At 72.2% G+C, this 24925-nt stretch carries 18 protein-coding genes; 11 read left to right on the forward strand and 7 right to left on the reverse strand.

Features of this window, described 5'->3' with window-relative positions; all coding sequences use genetic code 11:
- Window positions 1–60: 60 nt before the first annotated feature.
- Both WMF36_RS15540 and WMF36_RS15545 read right to left on the reverse strand, forming a co-directional pair.
- Window positions 61–1356, reverse strand: coding sequence for a M16 family metallopeptidase (locus tag WMF36_RS15540; protein WP_437580391.1), 1296 nt, complete (start codon window positions 1354–1356; stop codon window positions 61–63).
- On the reverse strand, window positions 1353–3149 hold the full coding sequence (locus tag WMF36_RS15545) for a peptidylprolyl isomerase (RefSeq protein ID WP_437580392.1): 1797 nt from the start codon (window positions 3147–3149) through the stop codon (window positions 1353–1355). Before WMF36_RS15545 ends, WMF36_RS15540 begins: the two co-directional genes overlap by 4 nt.
- Window positions 3150–3278: 129 nt before the next feature.
- Between WMF36_RS15545 and WMF36_RS15550 the strand changes: the two genes are divergently transcribed.
- The 4 genes from WMF36_RS15550 (at window position 3279) to WMF36_RS15565 (ending at window position 6914) form a co-directional block, all read left to right on the forward strand.
- A complete protein-coding gene (locus tag WMF36_RS15550) occupies window positions 3279–3788 on the forward strand; it encodes a hypothetical protein (protein WP_437491251.1) in 510 nt (169 codons plus the stop codon).
- An 87-nt stretch (window positions 3789–3875) separates the two neighbouring features.
- A complete protein-coding gene (locus WMF36_RS15555; protein WP_437491254.1) occupies window positions 3876–4250 on the forward strand; it encodes a PilZ domain-containing protein in 375 nt (124 codons plus the stop codon).
- A gap of 128 nt (window positions 4251–4378) precedes the next feature.
- A complete protein-coding gene (locus tag WMF36_RS15560) occupies window positions 4379–4804 on the forward strand; it encodes a hypothetical protein (RefSeq protein WP_437580393.1) in 426 nt (141 codons plus the stop codon).
- A gap of 10 nt (window positions 4805–4814) precedes the next feature.
- Complete coding sequence (locus WMF36_RS15565) at window positions 4815–6914, forward strand: ATP-dependent DNA helicase (RefSeq protein WP_437580394.1); 2100 nt, start codon at window positions 4815–4817, stop codon at window positions 6912–6914.
- 69 nt (window positions 6915–6983) lie between these two features.
- Here the strand turns inward: WMF36_RS15565 and WMF36_RS15570 are convergent, their stop codons facing one another.
- Window positions 6984–8618, reverse strand: coding sequence for a hypothetical protein (locus tag WMF36_RS15570; protein WP_437580395.1), 1635 nt, complete (start codon window positions 8616–8618; stop codon window positions 6984–6986).
- 176 nt (window positions 8619–8794) lie between these two features.
- Here WMF36_RS15570 and WMF36_RS15575 point away from each other — a divergent pair, with 176 nt between their 5' ends.
- From WMF36_RS15575 to WMF36_RS15595, 5 genes are all read left to right on the forward strand, one after another.
- The gene (locus tag WMF36_RS15575) at window positions 8795–9382 is read left to right on the forward strand and encodes a gluconate 2-dehydrogenase subunit 3 family protein (RefSeq protein ID WP_437580396.1); all 588 of its coding nucleotides are present in this window, start codon (window positions 8795–8797) and stop codon (window positions 9380–9382) included.
- Window positions 9379–11025: a GMC family oxidoreductase gene (locus tag WMF36_RS15580; protein WP_437580397.1), complete on the forward strand. Its 1647-nt coding sequence runs from the start codon at window positions 9379–9381 to the stop codon at window positions 11023–11025. Before WMF36_RS15575 ends, WMF36_RS15580 begins: the two co-directional genes overlap by 4 nt.
- A 299-nt stretch (window positions 11026–11324) precedes the next feature.
- Window positions 11325–13064, forward strand: a complete 1740-nt coding sequence (locus WMF36_RS15585) for a sigma 54-interacting transcriptional regulator (protein WP_437580398.1) — start codon at window positions 11325–11327, stop codon at window positions 13062–13064.
- A gap of 358 nt (window positions 13065–13422) precedes the next feature.
- Entirely contained in the window at window positions 13423–14742 is a 1320-nt protein-coding gene (locus WMF36_RS15590) for a zinc-ribbon domain-containing protein (RefSeq protein WP_437580399.1), read from the forward strand.
- Between the two features lie 222 nt (window positions 14743–14964).
- The gene (locus WMF36_RS15595) at window positions 14965–18060 is read left to right on the forward strand and encodes a hypothetical protein (protein WP_437580400.1); all 3096 of its coding nucleotides are present in this window, start codon (window positions 14965–14967) and stop codon (window positions 18058–18060) included.
- 3 nt (window positions 18061–18063) lie between these two features.
- Here WMF36_RS15595 and WMF36_RS15600 read toward each other — a convergent pair whose 3' ends face one another.
- Both WMF36_RS15600 and WMF36_RS15605 read right to left on the reverse strand, forming a co-directional pair.
- Window positions 18064–19638, reverse strand: a complete 1575-nt coding sequence (locus WMF36_RS15600; protein WP_437580401.1) for a hypothetical protein — start codon at window positions 19636–19638, stop codon at window positions 18064–18066.
- 236 nt (window positions 19639–19874) lie between these two features.
- Window positions 19875–20546, reverse strand: a complete 672-nt coding sequence (locus WMF36_RS15605; protein ID WP_437580402.1) for a hypothetical protein — start codon at window positions 20544–20546, stop codon at window positions 19875–19877.
- 691 nt (window positions 20547–21237) lie between these two features.
- On the opposite strand from WMF36_RS15605, the gene grxD reads away from it, so the two are divergent.
- Entirely contained in the window at window positions 21238–21552 is a 315-nt protein-coding gene (grxD, locus tag WMF36_RS15610) for a Grx4 family monothiol glutaredoxin (RefSeq protein WP_437491280.1), read from the forward strand.
- Here the strand turns inward: grxD and WMF36_RS15615 are convergent.
- Both WMF36_RS15615 and WMF36_RS15620 read right to left on the reverse strand, forming a co-directional pair.
- On the reverse strand, window positions 21549–22325 hold the full coding sequence (locus WMF36_RS15615) for a uracil-DNA glycosylase (protein WP_437580403.1): 777 nt from the start codon (window positions 22323–22325) through the stop codon (window positions 21549–21551). The genes grxD and WMF36_RS15615 overlap by 4 nt on opposite strands.
- Window positions 22322–23536 (reverse strand): esterase/lipase family protein, encoded by a 1215-nt coding sequence (locus WMF36_RS15620; protein WP_437580404.1) that lies wholly within the window; start codon window positions 23534–23536, stop codon window positions 22322–22324. The genes WMF36_RS15615 and WMF36_RS15620 overlap by 4 nt, the downstream gene beginning before the upstream one ends.
- A 174-nt stretch (window positions 23537–23710) precedes the next feature.
- Between WMF36_RS15620 and WMF36_RS15625 the strand changes: the two genes are divergently transcribed.
- Window positions 23711–24925: a hypothetical protein gene (locus WMF36_RS15625; protein WP_437580405.1), complete on the forward strand. Its 1215-nt coding sequence runs from the start codon at window positions 23711–23713 to the stop codon at window positions 24923–24925.

Consider the following 24925-nt stretch of genomic DNA (forward strand, 5'->3'; position numbering starts at 1 on the left):
TCAGCCGCGGACGGGCTCAGCTGAACGAGCGGACGGGATCCGTTGAAGTTGCGGACGGGCTCAGCCGAACGAGCGGACGGCCTTGTCGAGCTTCGCCTCTTCCGAGGAGCGGAGCAGGCCCACGGCCACCACGGTGAGGCGCTCCGGCCGGAACAGCGCGCGCGCGGCGTTGCGCACGTCCTCGGCCGTGACGCGGGCGAGCTCCTCGTGCCGCGCCTCCGGGGTGCGGGTGATGTCGGCGAGGGCGGCGAGCCCGTGGAAGCCGGCGGTCGCCTCGGCGTCGTCGAGCATCGCTTCCACCGACCACAGGTGGCGGTCGCGCGCCTTGGCGAGCTCGTCCTCGCGCGGGCCGACCTCGGAGAGCTCGCGGAGCAGCGAGAAGATCTCCCGGACCACCACGGTCGCGCGGTCGTGCTGCACGCCCGCGGCGATGTCGACGACCCCGTCGTCCTCGTAGGCCTCGAACATCCCCGACACGTCGTAGCAGAGGCCCAGCCGGTCGCAGATCCGCTCGTACAGCCGCGTCGACATGCCGTCGTCGAGGACGCGGAGCAGCATCTCCACGGCGGGCTCGCGCGGATCGCGCTCGCTCACGCCACGGAACGCGACCCGCAGCTCGGTCTGGCTCGACTGGTTCTCGATGAAGCGGAACCTCGGCTTCTTCTGTCCGTTCGGCGGCGGCGCGGCGGGCACCTGCTCGCCGCGCGGCATGGCGCCAAAGTGCCGCTCGACGGCCCGCGCGCACGCGTCTGGATCGAGCCGCCCGGCGAGGCAGAGCACCGCGTTCGCCGTCGTGTAGTGCCGGGCGTGGTGGGCGCGCAGCATCGGCTCGTCGAAGCGATCGAGCGCGTCGATGCCGCCGGTGATGGTGAAGCCGAGCGGGTGCCGCTCGTACATGAGGGCGCGCGCGTTGTTGTCCGGGTCGATGTCGCGCCCCTCGTCGTCGAGGTCCTCGAGGATCTCCTCGCGCACGATGCCGCGCTCGACCTCGATCGCGGTGAAGCGGGGCGACGTGGCGACCTCGCCGAGCAGGGCGATCACCGGCTCCAGGTTCGTCGGCGGCACGGAGATGCTCATCACGCCGTGGTCGACGTGGGTCGCCGCGTAGAGCGTCCCGCCGAGCCGCTCGAACGCGAGCGCCTGCGCGTGCGCCGACGGCAGCGTCGGCGTCCCCCGGAACACCATGTGCTCCAGGAAATGGGAGATCCCGTTGTTCTGCGGGTTCTCGAACCGCGAGCCGACGCGCAGGTAGAGCGAAGCGACCGCCCGGTGAACGTGCGGCTGCGGGACGAGGACGACCTTGAGGCCGTTCGAGAGGAGGACGTCGCGAGCGTCACGCGGCGGGAGCGACGTCATTCCCCCTCGTCCCCGAGCGGGAGCTCCGGCTCGCCGGAGCCGTCCTCGGCCGGCCTGGACTCCTTGAGGAGGTTCTGGTCGTACTTCACCTCGCTGCCGATCGTCGACTTCAGCCGGCGCATGTACCCGATGAGCGCGTCGTTCTGCTTCGCGGCGCGCATCGCGGCGGTGTAGAACTCGCGGTCCTTGTCCCATTGCTCCTGGCTCGCGGACGTCTTCTCCTTGAGCTGGATCACGGCGTAACCGTTCTCCAGCGCCACGATGTCCTTGGGCAGATCGCCCGGCTTGTCGAGCTGGAAGGCGATGCGCGCGGCCTCGGTGCTGTCCCTCGCGTCCGTGATCGGGGAGCCCGACACGTTGAACGGCAGGCTCGCCTCGACGGTCGGCCGGTTCGGGTGGTTCGCCGTCGTGTAGGGCGGCCGCGCCGCGCCAGGCTCGGCCTGGCCGCTGTCCTTCGCCCCCTCGTCCTTGTTCCCGTCCTGCTTCGCGGCGGCGGGCTGCGCCCCCGCGGCGGCGCCGGCCTTGTCCTTCGCGGGCGCGAGGTGGGCCAGGTAAGCGGCGAGCGCGTCCTCCAGCGACTTGCCGCCCGCGGCGGCGGCGAGCACCTGCTTCGCGGCCTCGGCCGCGAGCCGCTCCGACTCGTGGGCGATGTACAGGTCGCGCGCCGTCTCCAGCCGGCCGATCCTCTCGGCGTCGGCGTCCTTCGCGATCTGCTCGAGCTTGATCACGTGGAAGCCGTCCTCGGTCTCGATGAGGTCCGACACCTCGCCCGCCTTCATCTCGAAGAGCTTGTCCTCGACAGGCTTGCTGAGCCGGCCCTTGGTCACGCAGCCGAGATCGCCGCCGCGCGCCGCGCTCGGATCGTCGCTCGCGCTGCGCGCCACGTCGGCGAAGCTCTCGCCCTTCTTGAGGCGCTGGACCGCCGCCTCGATCCGGGCCTTCGCGGCCGCCTTGCCCGCCTCCGGCCCCTGCTCGGCCTCCGCGGCCTGCACCTCGACCATGAGGTCTCGGGCGACCCGGCACTCGGGCAGATAGTGCGCCTTGCGCCCCTCCCAGGTCTTGTCGAGCTCTTCCTTGTTGGCCTCCGCCCAGGCCTGGATCGCCTTCTCCGAGGTGTCGACGATGAGGTCGCTGTAGAAGCGCCGATCGAAGCGCACGTAGCTGAGCGTCCGGGTCGATTTCTCGCGCGAGAACTGCTCGAACGCCTCGCTCTCACCGACCCGGACCCGCGCGCGGATGAGGTCGCGCATCCGCGCGGCGACGAGCTCCTTCCGCTGAGTTTCGCGGAAGTCCGTCGGGCTCATCTTCGTGATGTTCCGGATTTGCTTCTCGTACTGCTTGCTGTCGAACTTCTTGGTCTGGCGGTTGCGGACGTCCAGGTAGCGAATGAGGTCTTCCCGGAGGTTCAGGGCGTAACCGACCTGGCGGATCTTGTCCGCGGGCAGCGAGACACGCGCCCTGCCGGCCACGAGCTCGGCCGTGAGCTCGTCGTCCGAGACGCTGATCCCGAGGCGCTCCGCGTCCTCGTTGAGCAGCCACCGCTCGTAGAGCCCCTCCGCTGTGAGCCGCCGGTACCCCATCGCCCGGAGGCGGTTTTCGTCGACGGCGCGCATCGCGAGCAGGTTCCTCGAGGCGTTGAAGTCGACCGAGGAGATGCAGCTGCCTCGGACCTCGACGACGCAGCTGCTCGCGGTCGACTGCACGGGGCCCGTGCTCGGGCGGAACTGGACGATGAAGACGACGGCGATCGCGATGACGATGGCAGCGCCGAAGATTTGGCTCAATCTGTTCACGAAGGGCTTGCTCCCGGGGCGTGCGCCGCTCGCTCCTCGAGCGGCCTCCCGCCTTGGCCAGGCGCGGCATAGCACGGCGTCGACGGCGTGTCTTTACGGCGGTCGAGAGCGGGGCTAGGGGCACAGGCCATGGCAAGCTCGAAGTCACACCTCCCTGATTGCGGCCTCTACCTGACGACAAAGCCGCTCCCCGGAAACGAGGACAAGGTGCCTGCCGGCATCCTCGTCTCCTTCCACAACCACTCGGACAACGGTCTGCCGACGGTCACGACGCCTGATCACAACGTGCACAACCGCTGGCACTTCCACGGCCCCGCCGTCGCGTTCCGGGGAACGACGTGGGCGGACTCGCTGCAGCGTCTCCCTGCCGAGGGGTTCTACACGCTGCGCAAGGAGCTCTCGTTCGACGGCGGCAACTGGCCGAAGGGCACGCTGGTGCAGCTCGGTTACACGCAGGCGGGCATGCCTATCCTGTTCATCGGCCGCGTGCGATCGCGGCTCCAGGAGAACGACCTCTTCTTCTCCGACAAGGGCGTGGGCATCAAACGCGACCAGCTGTCCCTGCTCGAGCCCGTCTCCGTCTTCGAGGAGCCGAACGACGGCTCCGGCCACAAGCCCGACCATGCCGAAGCCCACTGAGCGGTCCCACGCTCCCGTCCCTGCTGGATATCAGCCGTAGCCAATATTTCTGTCCTCGGGCACGGTCTGTGCTTGTAATTTTCTTCTGTGATTCGACGCAGAACCCTCACTCCCCCGTCGCTCCAGATTCCCCCTGAGCTCCTGGCCAACCGTCGCAGGAGCCCGCGACGCGAGCTGAGCGAGCGGGTCCGCCTCGAGGCCGCCGACCGCGCCGTCTCCGGCTGGACGCTCAACATGAGCGTCGGCGGGCTCCGGGTGGTGATAGAAAATTCACTCGACCCCGGCACGGAGCTAACGGTCTGGCTCGACGGTAGATCCCCGCGCCCAGGTCGGATCATGTGGGTGCAGGACGAGCCGGACGGGTCGATCGTGGGGGTCTGCTTCCTGGATGCCCCCGAGGGGGCAGAGATCCCGGGTCGCCTGGACGACGGGGCGTCGAGGTCGTCACGGTCGAGCTCGTGAGCGGGTACAAACGCGCCGGCCCGCCAAAGCGCCACACCCCTGCCAGCGCTGTCCGCTTGACGAGGCACCCGTAATTTTGCGATGGATGGTCCTGCTCGCAGCTGGGGGTAGCCGGAAACCAGCGGAAGATGCCGACACCCGCGGAGATAAAGAAGGCCCTGCTCCAAGCCGGATTCGAGGTTTATCGCACCCGGGGCGACGCCGTTCAGGTCGCCGAGCGGGTGCGGGAGAACCTCCTCATGGACTCGGGCATCGTCGTGGGCGCCGAGCCGCTGCGGGTCGGGTTCGTCGTGCGCGCCCAGCGCAACGACTTCCCGGGCGCGACGGACGAGCAGCTCTTCGAGCGGGCGCGGCGGATGGCCGAGCCCGCCGTGGCGCGAGGCTACACCGAGGGCGAGGCCGCGCTCCGGCACGTCCGCGACCCCGGTGACGCCGAGCGGACGCTGGACACCTGGTGCGAGGTCCAGTTCGAGAAGCCGGTCGAGTCGCTCGAGCTCGCCCTCAGCGAGGTGGGGTTCGCCCTCTCGCTGGAGAAGACTGCCCTGCCGCGGTAAGCGGTCAACGATGCCCTTTGACCGAGCCGCGAGCCTGCTCGGGCCCTCCGGCCCGTTCGCGCGCGGGCTGCCGGGGTACGAGGACCGCGAGGGGCAGGTCGCGATGGCGAGCGCCGTGGAGCGGGCGATCGCCGAGGACCGCATCCTCCTCTGCGAGGCGGGCACCGGGACCGGCAAGACGCTCGCGTACCTCGTCCCCGCCATCCTGAGCGGCCGCAAGGTCGTCGTCTCGACCGCGACGAAGGCGCTCGAGGACCAGATCTACACGAAGGATCTGCCGCTCGTGACCGAGCACCTCCGGCTGGATCCGCGCGCGGCGCTGGTGAAGGGGCTCGGCAACTACCTCTGCCTGCGCCGCTTCAACGAGCTCCGCCAGAGCCCCGGCGCGGGCGCCGGGACCGCGGGGCGCTCGCTGCCGCTCATCGAGGCGTGGGCGCAGGAGACCGAGATGGGCGACGTGGCGGAGCTCGCCTACCTCGCCGAGGGGGATCCGGTCTGGCGGGAGGTGGCGTCGTCCAGCGAGACGCGGCTGGGCGCGTCGTGCGACTACTTCGACGAGTGCTTCGTCACGCGGATGAAGCGCGACAGCGAGGCGGCGCGCCTCCTCATCGTCAATCATCACCTGTTCTTCGCGGACCTGGCCCTGAAGATCGCCGGGGCGCGCCGCGGCTTCGCCGGCGCGGGCGCGCTCCCGCCGTACGATGCGGTCATCTTCGACGAGGCGCACCAGCTCGAGGACATCGCGACGAGCTTCTTCGGCGTCCGCGTCTCGCGCGCGCGGGTCGACTCGATGCTGCGCGACGCGGACCGCGCGTTCATCACGTCGGGCCTCGCCGACCGCATCCTCGGGCGGGGCGAGGGGACGGCGATCACGGCCATCGTGCGCGAGTCCGCGGACGCGCTCTTCGATCGGCTCGCCGCGCTCGGCGGCGCCGTGGGCAGCGGGGATCGCGGCGACTCCCGGGTCCCGCTCGCCAGGGACGCGTGGTCCGGCGAGCTGCTCGGGGCCTATCATCGGCTCGACAACCACCTCGAGGCGCTTGCGGGGTACGCGAGCGCGAACGCGAGCAGCGAGGCGGTGCAGCTCGTCGGCAACCGCGCCGCCCAGCTGCGGGACGACGCCGCGCGGATCGTCGACCCCGCGACGAACCAGGTCACGTGGGTCGAGGTGCGTGGCCGCGCCGTCTCGTTCGGCGCGTCGCCGGTCGATCTCGGGCACATGCTGCGCGAGCACGTCTTCGAGCGGATCGGCGCCGTGGTGCTGACGAGCGCCACGCTGACCACGGGCGGCTCCGCCGGGTCGGGGTTCCGCTTCCTCCGCTCGCGGATGGGGCTCGACGCGGACGTGCCGGTGCCGGTCGACGAGCTCACGGTTCCATCGCCCTTCGACTACCCGAACGCGGCGCTGCTCTACACGCCGCGCGACCTGCCCGAGGCGACCGACGCGGCGTTCGTCGAGCGCGGGGCCGATCGCATCGCCGAGCTCATCGGCATCACGGGCGGCGGCGCGTTCGTCCTCTGCACCTCGGTCCGCGCGATGAACGCGCTGGCCGCCGCCCTCCGCGTCCGGCTCGCGCGCGCCGCGGCCGAGGCCCGGGCGGGTGGGGGCGCTCCGCGGCAGCAGGCTCCGCTGCTCGTGCAGGGGGACGCGCCGAAGGGCGCGCTGCTCCGCCGCTTCCGCGCCGAGCGGCACGCCGTGCTGGTCGCGACGATGAGCTTCTGGGAGGGCGTGGACGTCCCCGGCGAAGCGCTGCGCCTCGTGATCATCGAGAAGCTCCCGTTCGCGGTGCCCACGGATCCTGTCGTCGCGGCCCGGTGCGCGGCGATCGAGCAGGGCGGCGGCAACCCGTTCATCGCCTACAGCGTCCCGCAGGCCGCGATCACCTTGAAGCAGGGCTTCGGCCGGCTGATCCGCGCGCGCACCGATCGGGGCATCGTCGCGATCCTGGACCGCAGGGTCCGCACGCGCGGCTACGGCCGCGTGCTGCTCGACAGCTTGCCCGACGCGCGCCGGACCGAGCGAATCGAGGACGTGCGCGCGTTCTGGGCCGCCGCAACGGCCGGCGCGGGAGCGGAAGGCGAGGAGCGCCGGCCGGGAGAGGCGCCCTGATGCGAGGCGCGAGGCGAGCGTTCCGGTGAGGCGGTCGCGGGGCGGGGCGCGCGACCGCTTCGTCGAGCGTCAGGGGTACGACGTCTTCCCGTAGATGCACCAGGCGCCGCCCTTCTTCAGGGCGATGGCCTGGCGGAGCTTGTAATCCTTCTTGAACCTGGGATCGCCGTACGAGGCGCGCGAGGAGGGCACCGTCGGGCTCTTGCAGTCGGCGCCGGAGGCGATGATCAGGAAGTAGCGCGGGTTCTTGGCGAAGAGCGCGTCGGTGTAGCCGGTCCCCACCTTGTGCGTGTACCCGCCCGGCAGGCGCGAGACCTCGGGGCTGAGCAGCCCGAGCATGTCGACGACCGGGAAGCCCGTGCGGTACCCGATGTAGCCGATGTCGGCGACCGCGATGGGGCCGGGCTCCCCCTTCTGGACGAGCCAGTCGGCCGTGCGCCCGGCCGCGTCGTCCCAGAAGCCCTTGTCGTTGACGAGGAGGTTCCGCTGGGCCCGCACCAGCTCTCCGGTGCGGGTCGCGAGCGTGATCGCGCCGAACGCGGCGATCGCGAGCGACGCTGCCCGCTCGCGGCGCGCGGCGATCGCGCGGATCGCGTCGTCGGCGAGCAGGAACGCGAACGGCTCCGCGGGGGCCAGGAACCGGAAGTACGGCATCCAGTCGCCGCCCACGAAGACGACGTACACGCCGAAGAGCAGCGCGATCGACGCGAGCGCGAGGCCGCTCCGGCGCCGGTGGACGATGGACGAGGCGACCGAGAGGAGCCCGAGCCAGAGGAAGGTGCCGGCGTGCTGCGCGTACTTGCGGACGTAGTCGCTGCCGCCCTGGATCTGCTGCGAGAAGTTGCCGGTCTTCGCGGCGAGCGTGTTCGGGAGCCACTCGCCGTAATAGCTGTGCCGCCAGAGCAGGTGCGCGGCGACCGGGAGCGCGAAGGTGAGCAGGCGGAGCACGCTCCGCCGCGAGAACGCCTGCTCCGCGTGCCAGATGACGAGCAACCCGAGGAACAGCGGCGCCTCCGGGCGGGTGAGCGCGGCGAGCGCGAACACCGCGCCGGACCAGGGGAAGGCGAGCGCGGGCCGAGGTGCGTCGCCGGAGGCGGCGGCGTCCTCTTCGCGGAAGAAGAGCTCGGTCCCGCCGAGCGTGAGCAGGAGGAAGAGCGGCGTCTCCAGCCCGAACACCGCGTAGCCGGAGAAGAGGATGCTCGTCGCGAGGAGCCACGTCGCGAGGCAGGGGACGTTCGAGAACGGGCGCAGCCGCTGCGAGAGGAGGTAGGTGGGGACGAGCGCGCCGCAGGCGCAGGCGGCGCCGAGCACCTTCGCGGCGGCCTCCGGCGTCGCGCCGACCTTCACCGCCGCGGCGAGGAGCACCGTCCAGAGGAAGTTCGTGTAGCCCTCGACGCGCTCGCCCACGTTGTAGACGAGCCCGTTGCCGTTCGCGAAGTTCTCCGCGTACCGGAAGGAGATGTACGCGTCGTCGATCGTGAAGCTCGCGACGCGCAGCGCCGCCACGAGCGTGATCAGCATCGGTACGGCCAGCCCGAGCGTGAGCTGCAGCCAGGCGGGGAGGGGAGCTCCGGCGAGCCACGTCCGCAGGTCGCGCGCCGGCGAGGTGTGGCGCTCCTCTTCCATCGGCTCCCCGTCTTCCGTCGACGCGTCGCCTCCTGCCTCTTTCCTCATGTCCACAGCGCTCTTCGGCTCGTCGCTCATCGGGCGCCGACCATACCGCGATTGTCACAGCCGCAACGTCGGGCTGCGTAAATCAGGACAGGATGGTGTGCGAACACCCCGACGCAGTGCGAACGAAATTGCGCACTCTGGGCGTCGGACTACGCTGTCGAGGCAGCCAGGCGATGGCTTCCCGCTGGGAAGGAAGGAGTCGAGTGATGAGCGAGCTCGTTGCGCATCTGCCCGTGATCTGTCTCGTCATTGCCCTCGCGGCGCTCGCCGCCGCCGCCGTGGGCCTCGCCCGCAGGGCGTCGGGCCCCGGGGCGCGCTCCCGCGCGCTCTCCGTGAGGGAGCGGGCCATCGTGGCTGCCTGCGCCGACGCGCTCTTTCCCGCCGGCGGCCCGATCCCGGTCTCCGGGACCGAGGCGGGGCTTGTCGAGTACATGGAGCACTACGTCGCCCGCACGCCGCGGCCTCTGCGGCCGTACATGCGGCTGCTCTTCCACTTCGTCGAGCTCTCGCCCTGGGTCTTCGGGCCCCGCCGCGCCCGCTTCACGCGCCTCCCGCAGGCCGATCGCATCGCGGTGCTCGCGTCGATGTCGCAGAGCTGCATCTACCTCCGGCGGGTCACGTTCCTCTCGCTCCGGACGATGCTCTCGATGGGCTACCTCGCGAACGAGAAGGTCGCCCGCGCGATCGGCGTCGCCTGCTGCGCCACGCCCTTCGAGCGCCGCGCCGCCACGCGCGCGTCGGGAGAGCCGGTCGCCGTGAAGCCCCCGTCGCTCGCGCCGGGGGTGACGGCATGAAGCTACCCGACCCTCAGGAGCCGCCGCGCTCCGCGCACCCCGATCGCGGCGACAAGCGCTTGCTCTCCGGGGCCACGCTCCGCTCGAGGGCCGAGGTGGAGCCGCTCCCGCCCGTAGAGCCGCGCTCCCAGGTGAAGGTGTTCGCCGACTACGACGGCGAGCTGCAGGCCTCGTGCGAGGTGCTCGTCGTCGGGTCGGGGCCGGGCGGGGCGGTCGTCGCCAAGGAGCTCGCCGAGGCGGGGCGCGACGTGATCCTCGTGGAGGAAGGCCCGCCGTTCGGGGTGGAGGATTTCCGGCAGGAGGCGGGCGAGTCGCTGGCGCGCACGCTGCGCGAGGGCGGGATGCGAGCCGCCCGGGGGCGCATGCTCATCCCGACCATGCAGGCGATCGCGCTCGGCGGCGGCTCGGTCGTCAACTCGGCGATCTGCGCGCGCTCGCCCGCCTGGGTGTTCGACAAGTGGGCGGAGCGAGCGGGGACGGGGGCGATCACGCTCGACGCGCTGCTGCCCCACTACCAGCGCGTCGAGCGCCTGCTCGGCGTCTCGCCCACGCCGGTGGAGGTGCAGGGCGAGCGCAACCTGCGCTTCAAGCGCGGCTGCGACGCGCTGGGGCTGTCGAGCGAGCCGACCCACCGCAACGTGCGCGGCTGCCGCGGCTCGGGCGAGTGCTTCACCGGGTGCCGCAACCGCGCGAAGATGTCGACCGATATCTCGTACGTCCCGGCCGCGATCCGGGCAGGCGCGCGCGTGTTCACCAGCGTCCGCGCCGAGCACCTGCTCGTCTCCGGCAGGCGGGCCGCCGGGATGCGCGGTCGCACCATCGAGCCCTTCACGTGGCGCGAGGGCGCGCCCGTCGAGATCCGGGCGAAGCTCGTCGTGCTCGCCGCGGGCTGCATGGCCACGCCGCTGATCCTGCTCCGCAGCGGCGCGGCCAACTCGAGCGGCCACGTGGGCAACGAGCTGCAGCTCCACCCGGGGCTCGCCATCATGGCGGTGTTCCCGGATCCCACCGATCCATGGGAGGGCGCGACCCAGGGCTATCATTCGCTCCACTTCCTCGAGCAGGGCATCAAGCTCGAGGTCCTCTGGTCGCCCCCCGCCGTGCTTGCCGCGCGGTTCCCCGGCTTCGGGCACGACTACCAGCGTCACCTCCGGACCTACAACCGGATGGCGCCGTTCGACGTGATCATCGCGGCCGAGCAGTCGCGCGGGACGGTCCGTCCGAAGCGCGGCAGCTGGGATCCCGATGTGCGGTTCGACTACGCACCGCGCGACGTCGAGAAGATCCAGCGCGGTCTGGGCATCCTGTCCGACATCTGCTGGGCGGCAGGGGCCGCGTCGATCCTGCCCGGGCTGCACGGCGTCCCCGACGAGCTGACGTCGCCGGAGGAAGCCGAGATCTTGAAGAGCAAGCGGCTCGACGGGCGCGACACGATCACCGCGGCGAACCACGCCTTCGGCACGGCGCGGATGTCGCGGCGGCCGCGGGACGGGGTCGTCGACGAGGAGGGGCGCTGCCACGATCTCGACAACGTTTACGTCGCCGACACGAGCATCTTTCCTGGAAGTCCTGCCGTGAACCCGATGCTTACGTGCATGGCGCTGGCCGATCGCATCGCATGCGGCATCATCGAGCGCTGGTGATGCGCGCGGCGGCGTGTCACCACAGGAGTCAGCGATCCGGGGGCGTCGCACGCGTTGCGCAGGAACGACATGTCACGGACGGCATGTGAGGGGGGCCTTGCACCCGAGAAGGAGGCAACTCCCGAGTTGATGAGAGGCCCGCGCGAGCTACAAGTTTAACGGCACGTTTCATAACGCACGGGGCCGAGCCGTCCGTCCGCCGAGCTGGGAGGGAAGCTTTGGGACCGAACGCAGTTTCAGCTGCAATTCCGCGCGGACAGGCGCGTTCGCCGCACCGGAGCCACAGCCACCACGGCCGGGTGCTCCTCGTCGAGGATGAGCCTGACCAGGCAGCCATCCTCGAGGCGGTGCTGCGCCACGAGGGGCTCGACGTGGTCGTCGCGTCGAGCGGCGAGCAGGCGCTCGAGATCCATCAGCGGACGCCGGCTGACGTGCTCGTCACGGATCTCAACCTGCCCGGGATGACGGGCGTCGATCTCATGCGCCGGCTCTCGCCGAGCGAGCTCGATGGCCCCGAGCCGAAGGCGCCGCCGCCCCACGTGGTCATGGTCACCGGCGCCGCGTCGATCACGAGCGCCGTCGACGCTCTCAAGCTGGGAGCGGCCGACTACCTCCAGAAGCCGCTCGATCCAGCGCGCCTCGTGCTGCTCGTGCGCGAGCTGCTCTCGTCGCCGCCGACCGAGTTCGACGACGACGATCCCCTCCACGGGCAGCTCGTGTTCGAGGGGATGATCGGCGGCTCGACGCGGATGCGGGAGGTCTTCACCCGCATCGATCGCGTCGCCGCGACGATGGCGCCCGTGCTGATCGTCGGCGAGAGCGGCACGGGCAAAGAGCTCGTCGCGCGCGCCATCCACAACCGGAGCCGCCGTCGCGCCGGCCCGTTCGTGCCGGTGCACACCGGGGCGATCCCGCGCGAGCTCATCGGCAGCGAGCTCTTCGGTCACGAGAAGGGGTCGTTTACCGGCGCGTTCGCGGCCGCGGAGGGCAAGTTCGAGGCGGCGGCCGGCGGCACCGTCTTCCTCGACGAGGTGGGCACGATGGACGCTGCCGTGCAGGTCAGCCTCCTCCGCGTGCTCGAGACGTACCGGTTCACCCGCGTCGGCGGCCGCAAGGAGATCGAGGCCGACGTGCGCGTCGTCGCCGCGACGAACAAGGATCTGCTCGACCTCGTCGACGACTGCGTCTTCCGCGAGGACCTCTACTACCGGCTCAACGTGTTCACGGTGACGCTGCCGCCGCTGCGCGAGCGCCGGGACGACATCCTGCCGATCGCCGAGCGCTTCCTGATCAAGTTCGCCAAGCGCTACGGCACCCCGGCCCGCCGCCTCTCGGACGCCGCCGTCGAGCGGCTGACGGAGCACGACTGGCCGGGCAACGTCCGCGAGCTGCGCAACGTCATCGAGCAGACCGCGCTCTTCGCCTCGACCGAGCTGGTCTCGGCGAACGACGTCCAGCTCGGCCAGGGCCGGATCGAGCGGCGTTCTGCCCGGCGTTCTTACGACAGCATCTCGACGGGGAGGGCTGCGGCGCCGGTCGTCCATCCCGAGCCGGCCGAGCCGCTGTCGGTGCCGATCGTCCACGTCTCCGACATGGCGATCCCCTCCGAGCCGGCGCCATCGCACGTCGTCTCCGCGCCGCCTGCGCCGCCCTCCACGGGCCCTGCTTCGCTCCCGCGGAGACCGCAGGGGGAGGCGGGCGTGCACGAGGCCGAGCCGCCGCGGGACGCCGGTGAGGCGGCGGAGCACCCGCTCGTGCTGCGCCTCCCGGTCGGCACGCGCCTGGCCGACGCGGAGCGCAAGCTCATCCTTCTGACCCTCGAGGCCGTGCGCGGCAACAAGCAGCGCGCGGCCCGCGTGCTCGGGATCAGCCGCCGCGGCCTGTACTCGAAGCTGCAGGCGTACGGCGAGCACGTGGGCAGCCACGAGGCTCCGGGGCCGATCGAGAGCGTCGAGCCGCAGGACCCAGTCGACGATGTGCCGGTCGTGGCCGACGAGCCCAGCCTCGAAGAGCTTGGCTCCGTGCGCGGCGACGCCTGAACGGGGATCTCTCGCCGCGCCGTCCTGCCGTACGGCAGCACTCCAGCCCCGTCGGACCCCGGCACCGCTGAGTGTGAGCCGCATCCCCATCGAGCATCGGCGTCTGAGGCGCTCCGCAAGGCGGCGGGTCCCACTCCAGGCGCCGGCCTGCGGGCTCCTACGATGCGTCCCGACAACGGTTACGTCGGCGGCCCGTCCCTTTGTGCTTTACGAAGGGACGACGACCTCGGCTATCGTAAAGCGGAGCTGCGAGATCAGACGCGCGACTGGCACGTCAGAGAGCGGGCCACCGGCGCGGCATCAAGGTAAACTCTACGCGACGCCTCGCCGGCACCACACCCCTGCGGGCCAGCCCCCAATGAAGATCACCTGCCAGTCCTGTCAGTCGAAATACACCGTCTCGGACGAGAAGGTCCAAGGCAGAACCGTCAAGATCAAGTGCCGCAAATGCGGCGCCACGATCCTCGTGAACAGCTCGGGCGTGACGACCAACGGCGGGGTCGCCGATCCGGTCTCCGGCACGAGCGTTCCGGCCGACGGGACCACGTACCTGGTCAACGTGGCGGATGGCGATCAACGCTCGATGACGGTGGCCGAGATCGTCGCCAGCTATCAGGCGGGGGCGATCAACGCCGAGACGTACATCTGGGCGGACGGGATGGCCGACTGGCAGCCGCTCGGCCAGGTCGACACGATCGTCGCGGCGCTGCACGCTGGCAGCGCCCCGGCCTCCGTGGCCGCGCAGGACTCGGCGCCCGTGCAGTCGCAGTCCGTGCCCAGCGCCGCCGCGCCGGTCGGTCCGACGTCTCCGGGGGTCGAGGCGGTCGCGGCGGCCGCTCCTCGCGCGGCGGCGGTGCGCCGCGATCCGGCGCGCCCGACGCAGGACCTCTTCGGCGCGAGCCCGGGGCCCGAGGCGCACCGGCCCAGCTCCGACGACGTGGCCACGAGCGCTCCGCTCTTCAAGAGCGGCGCTGCTCCTGGCCAGCGCGACGAGAACTCGATGCTGTTCTCGCTGAGCGCCCTCACGGCGAAGGCCGCCCCTGCTCCGGCACGGTCGGCCGTCAGCGCCTCGGAGGACTCCGGCCTCATCGACCTGAAGGCCCTCGCCTCGGGGGCCGGCGTCCGAGCGCCGTCGCCGGTCGCGAGCATCGTCGCCAGCGACGGCGGCCTGTTCCAGCTCAGCGCGCCCATCGTGACCACGGCGCGGGCGCCGTCCGTCGCGCCGCCGACCGTCGATGCCCCTGCCAAGAACCGGGCGCCGATCATCATCGGCGCCGGCATCGCGATCGCGGGCATCGCGATCGCAGGCGTCTTCCTCCTGATGAAGGGCGGCGGCGAAACGCCGGCGCCCACCGCTGCCGAGACCACGCCGCCCGTGGCGGCGGCCCCGGCGACGACGGCGCCCCCCGAGCCAGAGCCGCCGGCGCCGACCGCGACGGCGACCGCGAGCGCCACGGCGGAGCCGGTCGCGACCGCGGCGCCGACCGCCGCCCCGGCGGCAGCGGGCGCGCGCGCGGGAGCGAGGCCGCGTCCGGCCAGCGGCAGCGCCGGGGGCAAGGCGCAGCAGTCCGGCGCGGCCGCTCCCACGCCCGCCGCCCCGGCCCCGAAGCGCGGCGGCTGCGGGTGCGCGGTGGGCGATCTGATGTGCGCGATGCAGTGCTCCGCCAAGGGCAAGTGAACGCGCGGGGGCTGTCGTCAGGCCCCCCGCTGTGAACCGGAGCGTCTCGCCGGTTGAGCTGCGCTCCTGCGGCTGGCGACTCGCCAGCGCTGGCCGCGCGAGACGCGCTCGCCGCGAGCCGACGGACGAGACCACGCACGAGCTGAGCCGTGGCTGTCTCCGTCGAGCGGACGGCAGCAAGAACGGTGCGGCGCCCCGGGGGGCGCGCTAGCATCGTCCGTCATGACCGAGCCCGACGGGCGGCTGCACGCGCCGATTCCTCGGTGGACGCCCGGCGCTGCGCCGCTCGTCGCGATGACGCTGCTCCTCGGCGTGAGCGCTGCAGGGTGCGGCGGACGGGCGGCGGTCGCGTCGGCCGGAGGGCAGGCGTCGAGCGATCACGGCGGCGCTGCGCAGGCGTCGCTCTCGGCGCCGGGCGGCCGAGCCGCGCGGGGGGCGCTCGTGACGATGGTCACGCCGTCGCTGCTGCTCCCGGATCTCGTCGGAGAGCGCGGCGTGGTGGCCAGCGAGGCGGGGGCCAAGCGAGTGCTCATCGATCGCATGCGCGTCATCGCGCACGACGATGGTTCGATCGAGCGCGCCGCTGACCTGTTGCCGTCGGGTCAGGTCACCGCGCTCAAGCTCCCGACGCGGCTCGGCGGCGGTTACCTGTTCTACGCGTCGAACCGCGGGAGCGCGCAGCTCTGGCGAGCTCAGGCGTGGCTCGCCCCGCTCGAGCCGCTCGTCCAGCTGCCGTCGGAGGCGAACGAGATCATCGCGGGGTTCGATCGCCTCTATGCCCGGCTCTCGCACAGCCATCGGCTCTTCGCGATCGATGCGCAGACGGGCGCGGCGATGCCGCTCGGCCCGCTTCCACCGGCGAGCGCCTACGGCCAGCTCGCGTTCGCCGACGGCTGGCGCGCCGTGGTCGAGGCCGATCTGCGCGGCCTGCTCGTCACCTTCGACGCCGGGGCCACGTGGCGTGAGGTCGAGATCGACGCACGGCCGACCTCCGTGAGCATCATCGGCGGCGACCCGGCGGTGATGACGGCGAACGGGTTCTACTCGGTCGATGCCCGCGGCGGCGTGACGTACCGGACCCTCGATGCGTCGGACGATGTGCAGGAGCCCCCGGCGCGCGCCCAGGGGCCGTTCGGGCGGCGCGCGCTGCGCACCGCGGTCGAGGACGGGTGGCCCGACTCGAGCTCGACCGCGGTGGTGGCTCGCGGCGGCGCCCTCGCGCGCGTGTCGCTGCGCGACGGGTCGGTCGTGGACGTCGCGCCCGACGCCTACCCCGAGCGCGAGGCGACGTGCCATGCGCTCCGCACCGGCGCATCGTTCGGCTTCGTCTGCGGCGAGCGCGAGGGGCCGACGACGCTGTACGCCTTCCAGCCGCCGCTCGGCATGCGCCGGCTGATGCGCTTCGACAAGCCCCGCTTCGTCGCCTCGAGCGGCAACGGCGCGCTGGTGATCCGCGGCTCGTGCGGTGAGGACGGCGGTGCGCGGGACGGCCGCGCGTACTGCATCGTCGCCGCCGAGGGAGGCACCCGCGAGATCCACGTCCGCGCGCCCGCCCGAGACATCGGCATCGAGCGTGTCGTCGCGCTCGCGGACGGCCGCGTCGCCGTCCTCTCGCCGCCTCGTCCCGGCGCGTCGGGGCAGCTCACGCTGCTCAAGGGGAGCGACGTCACCGGCGTCCCCTTGATCCTTCCGACCAAGCCCCGCAGCACGGCCCGCGACCTGCAGCGCGGTATGTGGCTCGAGGGGTTCGAGGAGCGGGAGCCTGGCGTGCTCGGCGGCTGGGTGGAGGCGGGCGGTCCGATCGTGGGCGTCCGGATCGACGTGAAGAGCGGCAACGTGACCGCCGGCGCGCCGCGCCAGGACGGTACGGGCGCGCTCCTGTCAGGACGGTTCGCGCTCTCCCTGGGAGAGGGCGAGCTCGCCGCCGAGTCGACGGACGGCGGCATGACCTGGCGCTCGATCGAGGTGCCGGAGCGCGACGCCGACACGGCGGCGTCCCGGACGCGCGCGTGCGGCCCTGTCGGCTGCGTCTTCAAGGGCTGGATCCGGGTCGGCTGGGGGAAGACGGCGGTGCCGGACGATCTCGCCGAAGCGAAGCCGCCGCCGGTGCTTCAGACGCCGCTGCGCGCGGGGAGCCCGATCGGGATGCGCTGCGAGGCGCTCGGGTCCTCGACCCCGCCGCTGCCGGACAGGCCGTCGGCCGCGCGCGCCGCGCCCGCCGTGCGGCCAGCGCCGTCGGCCGTGCACTCGGCGACCAAGGCGGCGGCGGCTTCCGCGTGGGCTCCGTTCCGCAACACCCCGCCGCCCGCGCTCGGGGCGGATGAGATCGGCTTCGACAACGGAGCCCCGTACGACATCGTGACGATGCGCGCCTACGCGTGGGGCAAGCGGGGCGCTGACTGGGCGCGCGCTGGGCGATGGCTCATCCGCTTCGATGACCGCTTCGACCCGGAGGGCGGGGTGCGCTCCAGCGGCGTGAGCGCCTCACCCTGGTCGGATGAGGCGTCGGCCGCCGAGGCGCTCGGGGTGGCGAACTACGGGGCGGCCTCCTGGGGCGCGTACCTCGATCCCGGCGGACGGGCTGCGTTGACCCACGTGTGTCGGGGCGCTGGATGCAACCTGTTCGCCGTCTCCGAGGGGCTGCCGGTCCTTCCGCTTCGCGACAGCGCGGGCCGCGCCGGCAATTTCCTCCGGCCGTTCCCGAACGGCGCCGTCCGGCTCGGCGAGACCTGGTTCTTCGTGACGCCCGGCGGCTCGTACGAAGCCGTGGCGCTGTGGCGCGCCGATCTCGGGATCGCGCGGCAGCTGGCGACCTACCATCGCCCTGGGCGCACGAGCTACGGCGTCGATCCGCCGCGCCTCGTCCGGCGCGTGCTGGGCGGCGGCGTCGGCCTGCTCATCTCGACGGCCCCGGACCCTGGCGTGCGCGCCGGCTCCTGGCACGTGCTCCCGATCGATCGCGACACGGGCGCGCTCGGCGAGGCGGTGCCGCTCGGCCGCAAGGATCTCGTGGACACGCCGCTCGACCGCTGTCATCCGGGGCAGGACGGCTGGCTGCTCGATACCAGCCTGGAGGGCTCGCCGAGCTTCGATCTCGGCGGCAGCTATCCGTCCGTCGATGGCGCCGAGTTCCGGCTTCGCCTGGATCCCGGCAGCGCGTGCGTCGAGGCGATGTCGGTGAAGCTGCAGGGCACCTTCTCGAAGGCGCCCGAGAAGCAGCTCGATATCGCCGCCGGCGCGATCCCGCTCGCGGCGACCGAGCGGACGACGGGCCGGAGGTGGCGGTTGCGCTGCGAGCCGAAGGACGCTGCCAGGTGAGCGTTAGTCTGCGCTGACATCGGTGGACACCGCGTTCACCTGCCCCTCGACGCTCACCTCCTCGCCGTCTCCGTAGCGGATGGTTCCGAGCCAGTCTGCCGTCCAGGCGATCGGCGCCGCGGCGCTGTTGACCTGCGCCGGCCCCGAGGCGTTCACGACGATCTTGCCGATCAGCCCGGCGGTCTCCGAGGCGTCCATGCCCTCGCGCCAGAGGAGCTTGAGCCCGCCTGCGCAGAGCATCGCCATGCAGTCGCTGTTGCAGCCGGCGTAGCCGCCGAGCAGCTCGCCGAGCGCCGAGCATTCCGCTCCATCGGCGAGCGCCGCAGGGACGGACTCCGCCGTTGTCTCCACTGCAGCCCCGAGCCCGGCCGCGCCGCCGATGTAACGGCTCGGCACCCACGAGAGCGTCCCGGCGAGGCGGAGCACATCGCCGGGATCTGCTGTCCACGACATGAGCTGCTCCGGCGGTACGCCCGCGTTGTCGGCGGTCACGCTGCCGAGCCAGCTCGCCTCGAAGAGCGCGCTTCCCGGCATTTCTTCCAGCCCGCTCAGATGGCCGTCGATCGCGAGCGGCGTATCCGCGAGCCCGGCGCGGGCCCATCCACGACACCTGTTGCGCAGGGGGATCGGGAGCGCGGCGAGGTGCGCCTGCGCTGCCGCGTCCCAGCCGCGCTCGACCCGCTGCGCAGCGAACGCGCCTGCCTGCACCGCCGGCGCCGCGCGCTGCATGGCGTCGAGCAGGGACGCGGCTTCCGCGCCGGCGGGTAAAAAGGCGTCGACCAGCTGCTCGGTCGCCGCCTCGAGCAACGCGTTCAGCCCATCGTCTGTCACGAGCGTCAGCTTCGTGTTGAGGCGCGTCGCCGCCAGGTGGATGGGCAGGTCCTTGATCGGGACGTACACGTCGCGCGCGGATCCGGCTTGCAGCTCCCGCTCGCCCACGCAACCCCACATGATCCGACCGCTGTGGAGCGCGATGGTGAGGCTCGGCCCCACTGGAGCGCCCTCGACGACGAGTGGCTCGTCCGGACCGCCGTGCGCCACGAGCGCACCGTTGGGTGCCTGGGGCGCTGCCGTTGCGAGCTCCTCGCATGTGGACTCCGCGACAACGCTCGCGGTCCAGCTCTTCGCGACGCGCGTGCCCTGGTAAACCGGGATGACGCGCAGCGTGCCGAAGCCCTCCGCGCTCACCGACACGCCGAGCTCGGCGGCCGGGCCATCCTTCGTGGCGGCGCGCAATCGAAACGTGCTCCCCAGGTTCGAGGCGTGGAGCTGAACCGAGGCCCTGCCGTTGTCGTCCGCGATGGCCGTGGTGCGGTCGACCCATGCGCCCGCGGCCTCGCCGAGGAGGGTGAAGCTGATCTCGTAGGGCGCGGGCGGCTGGCCCGTGATCCAGAGCGTGCGCAGCTCCCCCGGCACGAGCTGAAGCGTCCCTTGCTGCTCGAACGCCAGCGTTCCCGGCCGAGGGACATCCGCGGGAACATCGGCGTCCTCTGCCGACCCGTCGGTCAGACGAAGCGAGCAGGACGCCAGTCCGACCATGACAAACCGGAGCGCCCAGTGCTTCGAAGGCAAGTTCACTCGTGAAGTGTACCTCGCACCTCCCCCGGCGAAAAGCCGAGGGCCGAGCGCAGGGGCGGCTCACCCGGCGAGGCGTGGCCAGTGACGCTGCCGATCGTCGGCGCGCGCGGTCAGCGGGCGCACACCGGACGAGCCCGCGAGCAACGCCGCGACGCCAGGGTCCCGCGAGGCGCGAACGGCGGCGCCGCGCGGGGCCGCGGGATGCGTGGCAGGCGGCGCCGAGCCGCGGAATGCGGCTACTTCACGTAGATCTGGGCGACGGCGAGGCCGGCGCCCCGTACGGTCATGACGGCCTTCGCAGGGCCGCCGACGGGGAGCGGGTTCTTGAAGCACTGCCCCTTGCCGCCGAGCGTGGCGTTCGGTCCGGTGGTGTTGTCCTGCGAGAGCACCACCGGCGGCAGCATCGGCGCGGGCTGCGCGACGATCTGCAGGTTGAGCTCCTGGACGCCGAGGCCCACGCCGATGACCGAGTAGCACTTGCCCGGCTGGATGTTGAACGGCTGCTCGAGCGTCTGGCCGTCCTGGAACTGCCCGGCAAAAGCGCCGCCTTCCGGTTGCATGCCCTGGACCTCGGAGGCCGCCATGGCCGTGAGCACCGGGGTCGCGGCGCTCACCGCCGCGGGCGCGATCGGGGTCGCCTGCCCGGTGCTCGTGCCCGTCTGCGTCGGGGCGGGGGTTGTCGTGGGGGTCGTGGGGGCAGGCTGCGTGTATCCCGGCTGGGTGGTCGGCTGACCGTACTGGCCCGGCTGCTGGGTGGTCGGACCGTACTGCCCGGGGGGGTACTGGCCGGGCGGGGCCCCGTACTGGTTCTGCATCTGCGACGGGTTGTTCGGCTCCGGGTCGCTGCCTCCGCAGGCGAGGGGCGCGAGGCCGAGCAGGGCCGCAGGGATGAGGACGTACAAGCGCATACGAGGCTCCTTCAGGTTTGTGCGGGGTGAGGCCACGACGTTGGGACGCTCGCGGCACCCGCGGCGGCTCACGGCCGCTGGTCACGGGCGGTAAGACGGCTGAGGTGGGGGCGTGTTCTACAACGACTTGGCGGCGCGAGGCCAGACGCTGAGGTGCGGGCAGGCTGAAGCGTGCAGAGCCAGCGGAAAGCGGAGGTCGCCGCGGCTGGGCCGCAGACCGAGGAGCACGTTGCCGACCGGCGAGCGATCTCCCGTGCCCACGGAGAGAGGAGGGCATCGCATCGCGTCGACGATGCCCCGACCTCCCAGGCTGCGGCCGTTCGACCCTCGGCGGATGCGCTGAGCCCGCCTGGCGTCCCAGCGCGCCCCATCGCCCCGCTGCGTTGAACGCAAGGAGGTCCCCTGCCGTCGCCGCATCTGCCCGCGGGGCGCGCACCGGCCCCCTACCTCCCCGCACTGGAATCCCTGCGGCGCTTTCGCACAGTTGACGCGGGCGAAAGGCGACACCAAAAACCCCGTCCACAACTGCGCGTCCGGGGCGCGGCGGTCACGTGGTCCGCCTGGCGATCCAAGGCCGATACCGTTGCGAGCCCCGCCGGCCGACCCATGCGCGGTCCGGCAGGCACGCGCCGCTTCCCTGTAGATTGAACAACGGGCGATCCCGCTTGCGGCGGGAGATCAGGAACGAGCCATGAGCGACATCCACCAGGCGATCAAGGATACCGTCGAGAGCAACCGCGTCGTCCTCTTCATGAAGGGCACCAAGACCTTCCCGCAATGCGGCTTCTCGGCCCGGGCCGTCGACATCCTGAAGAAGTGCGGCGTGGAGTTCAAAGACGTCAATGTTCTGAGCGACCCCTCGCTGCGCGAGGGAATCAAGGACTACTCGCAGTGGCCGACGATCCCGCAGGTCTACGTGGACGGGAAGTTCGTGGGCGGCTCCGACATCCTGATGGAGATGTTCCAGTCGGGCGATCTGCAGAAGATCCTGTCGAAGCAGGGCTAGCCTCCGGCTCGCTCCAGGGCACGCAGCCCCGCTGCCTCCCGGGCGCGGCGCAGGACCGCGTCGAACATGTCGCCCGTGAGCCGGCCGGTCTGGGTGTTCTGCTGGCTCACGTGGTAGCTGCCGAAGAGCCGCATCTCCCCGGCGCCGCCGCGCGGGTCCGGGAGGCGCGCCTCCACGCCGTGCGCGAACGGAGGGAGGTGCGGGTCAGCGTCGGCGCTGCGTTGCGCGCGCTCACCGGCGGCGGACGCGCCGCGCGAACGGGCGAGCGCACCGACGGCGTCGTAGCCGATCTTGCCGAGCGCGAGGTAGACGCGCGCGCGGTGCAGGGCCGCGAGCTCTCGCTCGATCCAGCCGCGGCACGCCGCGAGCTCGGCGGGCATCGGCTTGTTGTCCGGGGGAGCGCAGTGGCAGGGGGCGGTGATGAACACGCCCTCGAGCGAGAGCCCATCGTCGCGCGCGGTGCTCGTCGGCTGGGAGGCGAGCCCCGCTCGAAAGAGCGCCGCGTAGAGGAAGTCACCCGAGCGATCGCCCGTGAACATCCGGCCGGTGCGGTTCGCGCCGTGCGCCGCCGGAGCCAGCCCGACGATCACGAGCGGCGCGTCCGGATCGCCGAAGCCTGGCACGGGGCGACCCCAGTAGGTCTGGTCCCGGTAAGCGCGCCGCTTCTCCCGCGCGATGTCCTCGCGCCACGTCACGAGCCGCGGGCACCGACGGCACTCTACGAGCTCCGTCGCGATCTGCTGGAGCGCGCGCGCTGCGCCGCCATCGCTCATGCGGCGGGCTCTCCGCTCGGTCCCGTGGAGGCGTCGCCCTGCGCCATGTCCAGATCGCGCTCCACCACGCGCGTCTCCACGACCGGGCGCGGCGGCGCCGCCGCGCGCTCCGCGCTGCTCTGCTCGCCGGCCACCATCCCGGTCACGATCCGGTCGAGCACCGCGTCGAAGCGCAGGCGATTGAAGCGCGCGCCGCTCGCCAGCCAGTCGATGTGCCCGCCCTCGCCCGGAAAGTGGCCGACGATATCCAGGTGGTCGGCCTTGCCGGCCCAGATGAGGTCCCCCCAGACCTGCGAGGCGAGCGGGACCACGCCGTCGTTGGCGTCCGGCGGCGGCAGCTCGCCGAGGACGCGCGCGAGCTTCTGCTCGATCGAGCCGTCATGCGAGCGACACGGGTAGTGCTCGTTCAGTCGGGCCGTGATGTTCGAGAGCGCGGTGAAGAGGGCGGCCGACATCGCGCCCCACGGCGACCGGAGCGCCGACACCCAGTCGCGGACGGCGTTGCGCGGCGCGTACGTCGCGACGCTCTGGTAGCGCAGGCCCGCGCGATCCACCAGGCCGGCGTGGAGCAGGTCCATCGCCTCGGGCATGAGCTGGACGATGGCGCCCTGGTCGTCGCGCAGGAGCTTCAGCCAGGCGCGCAGCTCGCGGCTCGAGGCGTCGTCGAGCACGCGGATGAAGCTCTCGATCGCGCGATCGATGAGCTCGATCTCGAAGAAGCCGAGCTGCGCCCGGCCGAACGCGGCGACGAGCGCAGACGCGGCCGCGAGCGGCGGCGCGCCGAGCTTGAGGCCCGCCACCGTGAGCGCCGTGAAGGCGTAGAGGAGGCGCTGGCCGCTCACCGTGGCGAAGAACGCGGCGAGCGGCGTGCCGAAGTGAGGCGTGTTGATCGTGGTGACGGACCGCAGCCGGCTCGTCCAGCCGAGCCGGCGGTGCGCGTTCCCGGGCAGGCGCACCGTGGGTGAGGCCACGAGGCGGGCGTCGAGGCCTCCCGTCGAGTGGCCGACGATGTGGATCGGGCCACCGTCGTCCCCGGCGCTCTCGTCCACGAGGCGGGCGAGCTTCGCGGCACGGCGGAGGATGGAGGCCGTCGGATGCACCTCGCAGACGTGGATCTCGACGATGCGGTCGCGATCACGGAAGCGCTCCTCGAGCGCTCGGATGAAATGCTCGAAGTACTCGAGGGAGGCGAGGGTCGCGAAGCCGAACATGCCTGGCGATAGGTAGACGCGCGTCTTCTGCACGCGTGAGAATGTGCCATTTTCATCGCGCCTCCGCGGCATTTCCCGCGCTGCCCGGCCGCCGGCCGCGTCCGCGCCCGCAAGCCCGGGCGCCCCGCGAAGAAGCGGCGGCATGCTGGCCGCAAATCCGGGTAACCTGCGATCGTGGACGACTCCAGCGCGCGGGAAATCGAAGCGGCTGTCCAGGAGGCCTTGGGCCTGTTCGGGACCTCGGGCGCGGTGAGCGTCCAGGGAAGGCAGATCGCGCTGCATGGGCGCGGGGCGCCGGTGGCGATCGATCTGGAGCAGCTGGTCGAGCAGTGGCCGCTCCTGCCGCGGGACCTGCGCACGCGCAAGGCGTCCGACCTGGCGCGGCGGCTCGCGCAGGCGCACCGCGCGGTCAGCTCGCTGGCCCCGCCAGCGCCGACGGTGCCGATCCGGCCAGCGCGCCACGTCGTGATCCCGATCGGCGCGGTGGTGCTCGCGGTCGTCGGCGTGCTCATCGCGGTGCGCCTGCTTCGATCGCGGGAGACGCCGGCCGCGTTGCCGGTAGCGCCGGAGGCAGCCGTCGGCGAGGACGCGGCGCGGAACGCGCGCACCTGTGAGGCGGCGCGCAAGCGCATCTACTCGGGTGCGTCGATGGGACCGTTCGAGCTCGCTGGCTGGGTCGCCGAGCTCTGGCTGGCGACGCCCCGTGGCGGCGGCGCGGCGCAGGCCGCCGCCGGTGCCGCGGGGCAGGATGCCGTGTCCGCCGAGTCCGTGGGGCTGGGCGCGTTCATCTCCCAGGGGAAGCTGACGGCGGCCGCCGACGCCGAGCTCGCGGCGGTCACCGACGGGCTCGTCGAGATCGTCCCCGGGTTCGATGAGGAGGAGGCGGGGCGCTCGCCGTCGTGGCGCGCGATCACCGCGCGGTTCTCCAGCGGGTACGCGCGGGCCTACTTCGATCCCGCGCTCCGGGCGCGCTTCGTCGCGCTCGCCGACCGCATGGCCGATGGCGCGACCGCTGAGCTCGGCGCCCTGTACGCGCGCTGCGCGCACCTGCCTTATCACGACGCAGGCGCCTGGTTCCGCGGCCCGGATCCGGCCGCTGCGGCGACGGCGCTCGTCTATGCGTCCGGCGTCTTCGCCGAGATGCCGGCGGTCGATCGAGGGGCGCTGGCCGCGCTGCGAGGGGCGGGACCGGTCGACGCGCTGCGAGGCGCCGGCGCTTCGCTCGACGCGGCGAGCCTGGGCAAGCTCGTGGGGGCGCACGGCGGCGGCATCACGAAGGGCGGGGCGGGCGCCGTCGTGATCACGTTCCCGGTCGGCGGGCCGACCCGGGCGACCAGCGCGAGCCGCATGGTCGCGCGCAAGCTGCAGGTCGGCGTGGGGCAGGACTGA

This window comes from Sorangium sp. So ce887 (assembly GCF_051521455.1).
In the GTDB taxonomy this organism is placed as follows: domain Bacteria; phylum Myxococcota_A; class Polyangia; order Polyangiales; family Polyangiaceae; genus Sorangium.